The sequence below is a fragment of the Martelella lutilitoris genome (genome assembly GCF_016598595.1).
Lineage (GTDB): Bacteria > Pseudomonadota > Alphaproteobacteria > Rhizobiales > Rhizobiaceae > Martelella > Martelella lutilitoris_A.
In genome coordinates, this window is record NZ_CP066786.1 from 3,126,503 (window position 1) to 3,135,120 (window position 8,618).

Here is an 8,618-nt window from a genome sequence, read left to right on the forward strand (position 1 = left end):
GGATGTGGCACCTTGGATCAAACGGAACCCAAGGAGATCGTCATGAGCAGCATTTCACCGCGGCCTACATCCCGTGTCGCCCTCGTTACCGGCGGATCCGGCTTTGTCGGTAGACATCTCATCGGCCGCCTGCTCTCGGACGGCTGGCGCGTCCGCGCGCTCGGTCGCAGCACAGAAGCGCTGGCAGGCGTTAAGGCGCTGGGTGCTGAACCCGTCGCCGGCGACCTTGTAAACCGCGCCTCGCTGACACAGGCCATGGAAGGGGTTGAGGTGGTGTTTCATGTCGCGGCGCATTTCAAGCTCTGGGGACCGATGTCCGAGTTCCGCCGGATCAACGTTGACGGCACCGGCAATGTCATCGAGGCGGCGGAGCGGGCCGGCGTGCGCCGCGTCATCTATGTCAGCGCCGCTGCTGTCGTGATGGGCCGGCCTGAACCGATGCGTGGCGCGACCGAGGCCATGGCCCTGCAGAAGATGGCGTTTGCCCCTTATGCAGCCTCCAAGGCCGAAGCAGAGGAAGTGCTGCTGGCGGCGAACGGCCGGCGTGCGGGATTTTCAACGGTGGCCATTCGTCCTCCCTTCATCTGGGGGCCAGACATGCCCGCCCTTGACCACATGATCGAGACGGTTCGCAAGGGGCAGTTCCAATGGGTCGCAGGTGGTGGACAGGCGCTCTCCACCTGCCATGTCGATAACCTGTGCCACGCACTGATCCTCGCCGCCGACTGCGGATCGGGCGGCGAAGCCTTCTTTGTGAGTGATGGGGAGGACACCACATTGAAGTCGTTCCTGACGCGTCTGCTCGGCAGCCGCAACGTCACCCCCAAGGAGCGCAGCGTACCGTTCGGCGTTGCCTGGGCCACGGCCGGCCTTATGGGTGCGGTCTGGCGAGCCTTCCGCCGCAAGGGCGAGCCTCCGATCACCCGGCAGATGCTGCGCCTGATCGGCAAGGATTTCACCATCGATATAAGTCGCGCACGCGAAGAGCTTGGTTATGTTCCGGTGATATCGCCAGCCGAAGGTATGCGTCGGATGCGGCCGGTTGATGCCGCTGCGACTATCGTGACCGTCGATCAGACCCATTTGGCGGCAGCGTCATGAGGGTGACGTCGCTTTAACCGAGTTTGAGGCGCGTTAATATCTTTGGTCTGAATTTCACGCGCCAATCGACAACGCGATTTCGCGCCGGATTGGGTGGTGAACAACCTCCGCCCCGATCCCCTGCCTTGGCCGGCGCCGGAAGCACTGCTCTTAAAACTCGTCGCGCATCAACTCTGGGATCCGGAAAAGCGTCTGACGGATCCGGACCATGGTGTGCCTGGTGATGTCGAAGACAAGCTTCGCATTCGAGTTTTTCTCCGGTCAGGGGATTCGGATCCTTCCTGCTAGGCGCGCTGGTTCGCTCATGAGGACGCAAAGGTCTGCGCGACGGCGAAGGGAGGATCGCGCACCTCCGTCGGATCTACTCTGGCTTGCGAGCCCAGGCGCTTTTATGCGCACGGATGAATGCAGCAGCGGATGTAGGAGATTGACCTGTCAGCGCGAACACGCCATCGCTGAGCCGGTCCTCACTGCCTTCGCTTATTCGTGCATCCATTTCCGCGAGTATTCTGGCATAGGCTTCGTCTAGTCCACCCCTGAGATACCGTTCAGTCAGTTCGGATGTGGTCAGGTTGATGTGCTTGATTTTCCGGCCGATCGCATCGCTGATCTTGTCGGCAACATCCGCATACGAAAGGGTTTCTGGACCCGTCAGAATAAAGTCCCGGTTCCACGACGTGTCTGCCAGGAGCGCACTGACCGCCGCCTTCGCGATATCAGCCGCATCGATAAAACCGACACGACCTGCACCCGTTGCGGAGTAGATCGCGTCCTCGTCAAGGATCGTCTCTAGATGCTGCTGTTCCGAGAAATTCTGCATGAACCACGTAGGCCGCAACACCGTCCATTCCGGAACCTCATCGCGCAAATAGGAGTGGATCTGCCCCATCATCGGCCCGCCCGCTTCAAGGGATGACGCGCTGAGCAGGACGAAACGCTGGACGCCACGCTTTCGCGCGATCTCAAGAATGGGAGGCACGATCGTGCCGTGGTCACTGTTGTTGGTGGGCGCAACAATATAGACGGCGGCTACGCCGTCGAAGGCTGCGTCCGCTATTCGAGGGTCTTGCCAGTCGAATGCGACTTCATCGCCCCCAGAGGGTGAACGAGTGCCAATTCTTGTTCGGGCTCCTCTGGTCAGGAGTTCCTGACAGACGAGCCTTCCAGTTTTTCCCTTGCCGCCAATGACGAGGATCTGCGTTGACATGATTAAGTCCTTTCACTGCGCGTCGACCGAAGGCGCGATCTCGATTGCAGAGAGAACAACCAGAGGGTTCCAGTAGTCTCGATAGCGAGTAATTCGACCGTCTCTAAGCCCGATGATTGACACGTAATCCTGGTCATAGCGGGCACCGGTCTTGGGAGAGTGACCCTTGCAGCTGAACTCGATGGCCGCCATGTCGCCCCTTGCCGAAATGAATGCCTCGTGGAGCGTCACGGACTCAATCGAAATGAGTTTCGACACTATCGGCAGGTAGATTTCGAGTGCCGCTCGCCCTTCCAGACGCTCGGTGAAACCTGGCGGGTGATAGGGGAATTCGAACACGACATCCTCCGCACACATGTCAAGAAGCGTACTTGCATCTAGCGCCAGGGCATCTCCCAGAGCTTGCCGCAACAGCGTCGACAGGCTCGGAAACTGATCGATAGAACTGGACATTTCGCTTTACTCTTTTTCGATGGAACGATACCGTTCCGACGAATATAGGACGAAATGAATGGAACGCAAGCGTATCGACGAAAAAAGTAAACGGCGTCCAAGCGGCGCGGCCGTGTTGCGTGACGAAGTAACGGATTCGCTCCTGCGAGCATTTCTCGAGGAATGGGCCGTTCACGGTTATGCAGCACTGAGCTTGGAGCGGGTGGCCGTACGTGCGGGAGCCGGCAAAGCCGCCATCTATCGCCGATGGCCCTCCAAAGTTGCGATTGCGGCCGAAGCGGTGCAGAAGTTCGGGATGGTGCTGACAGATGTCGCCGACTACGGGACGCTCAGGAACGACTTGCAAGCATACCTGCTGATGTTGAGACGTGCCCTGCGCCATCGCCTCGTGCGCAAGATACTTCCTGATCTATATGCTGAGGCATCTCGTGGCTCGGAGCTGCTACCCCTCTTGAAAGATCTGTCCGCGTCGCGTCGGCGCAGCGCCGTAAGCTTGATCGAGCGGGCCATTGATCGCGGCGAACTTCCCGTCGGCATCGACCGAGACCTCGCGATGGATATGATACCGGCAACCCTGTATTGGGGCATGATCGTTACACGACGTCGCATTACACAGGTACAGATCCGACGGCAGGTCGATGCACTGGTAGCCGGCCTTCAAGCCATTTAGACCGCCATCCCTCGTGGGGCGTACGCTTCATTCCTACAACGGCGTGAAGGCCGGAGCACCTCAAGAACGAAGCTATCCTGATCGACGGCCCGGCACAGCCAGAGTTTCTTGCCGCCAATGGAGATGACGACTTCATCAAAATACCATTTGTCGCCAATCTCCCCGGCTGATCGCCGCCGGATTTCATTGGCGAAGCGCCGCCCGAATTTCTCGGCCCAAGGCGGACCGTCTGGTGGGAGACAGTTAACACGCGCGCCGCCCGCAAGTCTTCGACCATGCGCAAGCTGAGCGGGAAGCGAAGACATAGCCAGACGGCATGAGCAATCACTCCAGCAGGAAACGGTTGGCGGCGATAAAGGGGATCACGAACGGTTTGGGGCATGTCGCGAAATCGCACAGGCCAATCGCCGTGGGGGTTAACTTTACAATGCCATCCCATCGATGAACACTCCCACGAGGTGGGTGATGCGGGCTGTTGGGGTATCGTGTTTTTCCGTTGCAAGCGAGACTGCTATCGCCACGCAAACGACATCGTTGAAATTGATATCTGAGCGAATGACACCCGCCTTTTGCGCGCGCTGCAAAAGACGGGTGCCTTCTTCGCTGGTCGCGATACATCCCGGCGTTCCAACCTGCAACACCGTGCCGAGCGACGCCGCCAGGCCGCGATAGACGTTGCTGTATTGCACCAACTCTTCCAGGTATAGCCGCAGCGCACTCAGGGGATCGAGATCAGCATCACGGGACCGGCTGACCTCCGCAAACGTCACAAAGCGGGCGCTATAGGTCGCCGCGAGAAGTTCTTCGCGGGTTGGAAACCGGCGATAAAGCGTCGCGACCCCCACCCCGGCACGCTTCGCCACCTCGTCCAGATTGACGTGGGCACCTCGCTCTAAAAACACTTCCTCTGCCGCGATGACAATGCGCTCCCGGTTTCTCTGGGCATCGGCTCTCAACGAGGTGTCATCGTTCAAAATTTATTCCTTTCCGACTTGATAAGTGGAGGATAACTCCATATAGAAAGTGGAGCAATACTCCATTTATAAGGATGCGAATGATGGCGAGACGGTTTAACAGCAAAGTCGTGGTGATTACGGGCGGGACAGACGGGATTGGCTTGGCAACCGCCAAGGCTTTTGCGGGCGAAGGTGCCCTAGTCTACATTACGGGCCGCAATGAAGTGCGCCTCAACGCTGCAGTGGGAGAAATCGGAAATGGCGCGGTCGGCGTCCAAGGGGACGTCAGCAATGCTGCCGACCTCGATCGCCTGTATGCCAAGATCACGGGCGATCACGACCGCGTGGACGTGGTCTATGCCAATGCTGGCGTGTCTGAGTCTGCTCCCATTGACCAGATCCAGGACGAGCATTTCGACCGCGTGTTCGACATAAACGTCAAGGGCACCATCTACACGGTTCAAAAGGCCCTACCCCTTATGTCGGCTGGCGGCTCTATCGTGCTGGCGGGCTCGGGCGCGGGATGCAAGGGCTTTGCCAATCTGTCCGTCTACAGCGCCACCAAGGCCGCCATCCGCTCTTTTGCCCGGACATGGACAACCGACCTGAAAAGCAGGGGCATTCGAGTAAATGTCGTGTCGCCGGGCATGGTCTTGACGCCTGCCATGAAGACCTATCTGCAGGACAACGACGGCGCAGAAGACTGGATGAAGGAGGCCATTCCGTTCGGGAGGCTGGCCGAAGCCGATGAAGTAGCGAAGGCAGTCATGTTCCTGGCATCAAAGGAAAGCAGCTTCGTCGGCGGCGCCGAGCTCATGGTCGACGGGGGCTTTGTCGCTGTCTAACCACGTTCGGTTCGGATGCGCCTCCACCACCACCATGGCGCAATTCAGAAGTATACCTCACTCGTCGACGAGCCTAACGACACCAAGCATCCAGCGGCATGGGGCGCTCCGCCGGCGCTCTCTGTCGCGGTCAGGTCTCAACTCCTTTGAGCAACTCCGTGAGTGTTTTGTCGTAGTCGTCCTTTGCGCCCGAGACGGCGGAGTTTGACCTATCGCCCATCGCAGCTGCGATAGCCGCGCCGTGGGTGAAATCGACAAGTATGTTCAGCCAAAGCCTGGAACGTGCCGACGGCAATCCGGCTTCGACCAGGAGTTGGTCAATGTCATCGGTTATCCGCTGTGCCTGCCGGGGAAAGACTGCGGGTTGCCTGAAGATGAGCAATGTGAGGCCCGGGTGGCTTAACACCCGGTCATGATAGGCTAGCAGAAGCGATCTTATCCGGTCGTGAAACGTGCCAGCGGCTGGCGCGGAAACCTCTGCATAGACATGTTCGGACAAGGCGTCGATCAAGCCGTCGCGATCCCCGAAATGATGGTAGATGGTCATCGGATTGACCTGAAGACGATCGGCAAGCGCGCGCATTGTGAAGGCTTCGACGCCGCCGTTATCCAATAGTTCAAGCGCGGCCATCAGAATCTGCTCGCGTGAGGCGGGCGCCTTGTCCCGATGCGGGCGTCCTCGCGGACGGGTCATGTGGCGATCCGGTAGCGTGACTGGACGAGACCGGAGGCGAAGCTCTTGGTATCCTCATGGGTGAGCAGTATGTCCGAGCCGGTCGCTCCGAACAGAGTGCGCCCCTCACCGAGCAGCACCGGAACGCTCGTGATGATCATGTCGTCGATCAGCCCCGCGCGCAGGAACGACTGAATAACCTTTCCGCCGTCCACATAAACGCGCCGATGCCCCTCAGCTTCGAGCATCTCCATCACCTGTCCAGGCGATTTGTCTGAAATCCGCACCTTGCCGGCAAGGTCTGCCGGTAGGTCCTGGTCTTTCAGCGACGCTGAGAGGACAAGTACCGGGCGTGTGTAGAACCACGGGCGTTCATCGCGCATTTTTTTGAACGTGCCGCGACCCATCACGATGATGTCGATCTTCTCGATGAAAGCGTCATATCCATGATCCTCCGCCGGATCGTCGCGTTCCAGCAACCAGGCGATGTCCCCGTCCTTGCGGGCAATGAAACCGTCCAGACTGGTTGCGATGAAAACGTGCCCGGTGATCATCTCGATCTCCTGAATTATACGATGTATAAATACATATCGCTCGGGCCTTTGCAGGTCAACATGCCGCGAAGGTGAAACGGCCGAATGCGGAGGCGAATATGGCTATGCGTGATGCGGCGATTCATTCGAACCGCTAGACCGGGATGCCGAGCTTCCTGGCCTTGTCGGCGAGGCATTCCTGAATGCCCGCGCCGCGGCAGCCCGCACTCGGTGAAAGCTGTCAACACGAATGCCGGGAACAGGCGATGATGAATGACTTATCATTGTTGCCTGCAGACAGCTGGCGCGGTCCCCAAATTTTCGTCGAACGATTCGGCGCCAGCAGCTACGTGAAATGGTTCCCCTGGCTGACAGCACCATTTATGAAATGGAGCAGCGTGGCGCGTTTCCCCGCCGGTTTGCGCTCTCGCCACGGTGTATCGTTTGGGACTTGGCCGAGGTCGAGGCTTGGCTGATGGCACGGCGGGCTGCGCCGATCCGGCGCGCCCAACACCCCGATGTCACCAAGCGTAAAACCCGCCCCGTCAAAGGGCAGGATCAAGCTCCATCAAGGGCATAGCTTGCGGCAAAAGCGTGGGAGCATACTTCCGGCCATCGATCCAGGCATCCACAGTATCCTCCCACTGCTGCATCATATGCCGGCGCTGCACTTCATACTCCGCCTTGTTATAGACGCCGCGCGATGAGCGCCCGTCCTCGTGCGCTCCTTTGGTTTGCGCGTCGTGCGTCGATGCATAGCTCGCGAGCTCTGGCGAGCGATATTCCGTCACGGGCATACCTACCGAGATAGACGGTCTCTCGCCTGCCGTTCAGCCGATAGTCGAGCCTGAACGAGATGGCGCCCGACGGTGCAACGCGCACATACATGCCGTCACGATCGGACACCTTGTACATTTTGGCTTTTGGTTTCAAACACTTAAGTGCTGCATCGGTCAACATTTCGGGCCTCCTTGCGGAAAAGTACCGTCACGCGGTTTTTGGAGGCCGTCAGCGTCGAAAACGCTTTTAATTCAGCGTCTTATATCAAAAAAAGTACCGTCACGAGCCTCATTGCTCCTGACGGTACTTTCGTTTTTCCGTTTGATCAATGGGGGCGAGGCCCGTCAGCGAGGCTGCCAAACGCGATCTATGCCCACCGATAGATGTCGATAGGCATAGAAGGAATTTATTTTTTTCAGTTGGTTAGATCGTATTTCAGCGCAAACTCGGCGACGTTCGGATGGGCCCGAATCATTCCCACTCGAATATTTTCCTTATCACAAGCGATTGATTTCGCAGCAGAAAATATCCATTCCGCGTCCAGGCACCGAGGCGCAGGCCGTCAAAATCTTACCGTATTGATTTTAAAGGGAAATCACTTCAAAATTTTTTTTAGCGGCTTCAGCATCTATCTGCACCAATCGACCGCTTGAGCCAGAATTCCTAGCCCACACAATTCTCATCGGCGCCACCCAAAAGTACCGCCATGAGAAATTTTAGCATGCCAGCCCCTAAAAATCGAGTGGGCCTTGGACGAGCTCTTCGGCGATCAAGGCTCGCCACTTGTATGTCAGAAGAACATACGTCATTTTCTGACGTATGAAGATGATCGCTTCCTCCGTTCCCGCTCAGGTTATGAAGCGTGTCCGCGCGAGAGGACGAGGCAGTGTCTTCACACCCAGCGATTTCCTTACTGTCGGCGCCCGTTCATCCGTCGATCAGGCTCTCTCCCGGCTGGTGAAGGGCGGCCAGCTTCGTCGCCTCGCGCGCGGGCTATACGACTTCCCCAAGATGCATCCAAAGCTTGGTGCCCTCTCGCCCGATCCCGATGATGTCGCCCAGGCACTCGCCCGGGAGACAGGCTCGCAGGTGCAGATCGCCGGTGTGCGGGCAGCGAACGCGCTCGGCCTCTCGACGCAAGTTCCCGCCCAAAGCACCTATCTGACCGATGGCCCATCGCGGCGCGTCATCCTGGGAAAGCGTGTGGTCAACCTTCGCCACGCGTCGCCCAAGCATCTGATCGCGCCCGGCAGTCCCGCCGGTACGGTCGTCCAGGCGCTTCGTCATGTCGGACCTGCGGGCGCAGCGGATGTCGCGCAGGTCGCGGTGCGGCTGCTTTCGGCCAGCGACAAAAAGACACTGGCCTCAACCGTCGTTCTAGGTCCTGCTTGAATGCGGCC

The 8,618-nt window shown here is 58.6% G+C and carries 11 protein-coding genes and 3 pseudogenes; 6 read left to right on the forward strand and 8 right to left on the reverse strand.

Annotation, left to right across the window (positions count from 1 at the left end; all coding sequences use genetic code 11):
- Positions 1-42: 42 nt before the first annotated feature.
- Positions 43-1,101, forward strand: coding sequence for an NAD-dependent epimerase/dehydratase family protein (locus JET14_RS15020; protein WP_200334559.1), 1,059 nt, complete (start codon positions 43-45; stop codon positions 1,099-1,101).
- Between the two features lie 120 nt (positions 1,102-1,221).
- A pseudogene (locus JET14_RS22765) lies at positions 1,222-1,383 on the forward strand (integrase); the annotation flags it as partial.
- Positions 1,384-1,462: 79 nt separating this feature from the next.
- Here JET14_RS22765 and JET14_RS15025 read toward each other — a convergent pair.
- Both JET14_RS15025 and JET14_RS15030 read right to left on the reverse strand, forming a co-directional pair.
- On the reverse strand, positions 1,463-2,308 hold the full coding sequence (locus JET14_RS15025) for an NmrA family NAD(P)-binding protein (RefSeq protein ID WP_200334561.1): 846 nt from the start codon (positions 2,306-2,308) through the stop codon (positions 1,463-1,465).
- Between the two features lie 12 nt (positions 2,309-2,320).
- The gene (locus JET14_RS15030) at positions 2,321-2,761 is read right to left on the reverse strand and encodes a nuclear transport factor 2 family protein (RefSeq protein WP_200334562.1); all 441 of its coding nucleotides are present in this window, start codon (positions 2,759-2,761) and stop codon (positions 2,321-2,323) included.
- Positions 2,762-2,819: 58 nt separating this feature from the next.
- On the opposite strand from JET14_RS15030, the gene JET14_RS15035 reads away from it, so the two are divergent.
- Positions 2,820-3,431, forward strand: coding sequence for a TetR/AcrR family transcriptional regulator (locus tag JET14_RS15035; RefSeq protein WP_200334563.1), 612 nt, complete (start codon positions 2,820-2,822; stop codon positions 3,429-3,431).
- Positions 3,432-3,469: 38 nt separating this feature from the next.
- Here the strand turns inward: JET14_RS15035 and JET14_RS22770 are convergent.
- Both JET14_RS22770 and JET14_RS15040 read right to left on the reverse strand, forming a co-directional pair.
- Positions 3,470-3,813: pseudogene (locus JET14_RS22770) on the reverse strand (IS6 family transposase); the annotation flags it as partial.
- Positions 3,814-3,853: 40 nt separating this feature from the next.
- Complete coding sequence (locus JET14_RS15040) at positions 3,854-4,405, reverse strand: TetR/AcrR family transcriptional regulator (protein WP_200334564.1); 552 nt, start codon at positions 4,403-4,405, stop codon at positions 3,854-3,856.
- An 83-nt stretch (positions 4,406-4,488) separates the two neighbouring features.
- Here JET14_RS15040 and JET14_RS15045 point away from each other — a divergent pair, with 83 nt between their 5' ends.
- Positions 4,489-5,232: an SDR family NAD(P)-dependent oxidoreductase gene (locus JET14_RS15045; RefSeq protein WP_200334565.1), complete on the forward strand. Its 744-nt coding sequence runs from the start codon at positions 4,489-4,491 to the stop codon at positions 5,230-5,232.
- Between the two features lie 130 nt (positions 5,233-5,362).
- On the opposite strand, the gene JET14_RS15050 is transcribed toward JET14_RS15045, so the two are convergent.
- Positions 5,363-5,863, reverse strand: coding sequence for a TetR/AcrR family transcriptional regulator (locus JET14_RS15050; protein WP_246750330.1), 501 nt, complete (start codon positions 5,861-5,863; stop codon positions 5,363-5,365).
- Between the two features lie 59 nt (positions 5,864-5,922).
- Positions 5,923-6,459 (reverse strand): dihydrofolate reductase family protein, encoded by a 537-nt coding sequence (locus JET14_RS15055; RefSeq protein WP_200334567.1) that lies wholly within the window; start codon positions 6,457-6,459, stop codon positions 5,923-5,925.
- A gap of 334 nt (positions 6,460-6,793) precedes the next feature.
- Between JET14_RS15055 and JET14_RS15060 the strand changes: the two genes are divergently transcribed.
- A complete protein-coding gene (locus tag JET14_RS15060) occupies positions 6,794-7,018 on the forward strand; it encodes a helix-turn-helix transcriptional regulator (protein WP_246750331.1) in 225 nt (74 codons plus the stop codon).
- Here JET14_RS15060 and JET14_RS22775 read toward each other — a convergent pair.
- Positions 6,984-7,229, reverse strand: coding sequence for a hypothetical protein (locus JET14_RS22775; protein WP_246750654.1), 246 nt, complete (start codon positions 7,227-7,229; stop codon positions 6,984-6,986). The genes JET14_RS15060 and JET14_RS22775 overlap by 35 nt on opposite strands.
- Positions 7,177-7,398: pseudogene (locus tag JET14_RS22780) on the reverse strand (Arm DNA-binding domain-containing protein); the annotation flags it as partial. The gene JET14_RS22775 and the pseudogene JET14_RS22780, both read right to left, overlap by 53 nt.
- Before the next feature lie 639 nt (positions 7,399-8,037).
- Here JET14_RS22780 and JET14_RS15070 point away from each other — a divergent pair.
- A complete protein-coding gene (locus JET14_RS15070; protein ID WP_246750332.1) occupies positions 8,038-8,610 on the forward strand; it encodes a DUF6088 family protein in 573 nt (190 codons plus the stop codon).
- Positions 8,611-8,618 lie beyond the last annotated feature (8 nt).

What these genes read in the sequence shown, in the direction of transcription:
- JET14_RS15020 (WP_200334559.1), top strand. Translation starts at nt 43, where the DNA reads ATGAGCAGCATTTCACCGCGGCCTACATCCCGTGTCGCCCTCGTTACC.
- JET14_RS15025 (WP_200334561.1), bottom strand. Translation starts at nt 2,308, where the DNA reads ATGTCAACGCAGATCCTCGTCATTGGCGGCAAGGGAAAAACTGGAAGG.
- JET14_RS15030 (WP_200334562.1), bottom strand. Translation starts at nt 2,761, where the DNA reads ATGTCCAGTTCTATCGATCAGTTTCCGAGCCTGTCGACGCTGTTGCGG.
- JET14_RS15035 (WP_200334563.1), top strand. Translation starts at nt 2,820, where the DNA reads ATGGAACGCAAGCGTATCGACGAAAAAAGTAAACGGCGTCCAAGCGGC.
- JET14_RS15045 (WP_200334565.1), top strand. Translation starts at nt 4,489, where the DNA reads ATGGCGAGACGGTTTAACAGCAAAGTCGTGGTGATTACGGGCGGGACA.
- JET14_RS15050 (WP_246750330.1), bottom strand. Translation starts at nt 5,863, where the DNA reads ATGGCCGCGCTTGAACTATTGGATAACGGCGGCGTCGAAGCCTTCACA.
- JET14_RS15055 (WP_200334567.1), bottom strand. Translation starts at nt 6,459, where the DNA reads ATGATCACCGGGCACGTTTTCATCGCAACCAGTCTGGACGGTTTCATT.
- JET14_RS15060 (WP_246750331.1), top strand. Translation starts at nt 6,794, where the DNA reads ATGGTTCCCCTGGCTGACAGCACCATTTATGAAATGGAGCAGCGTGGC.
- JET14_RS15070 (WP_246750332.1), top strand. Translation starts at nt 8,038, where the DNA reads ATGAAGATGATCGCTTCCTCCGTTCCCGCTCAGGTTATGAAGCGTGTC.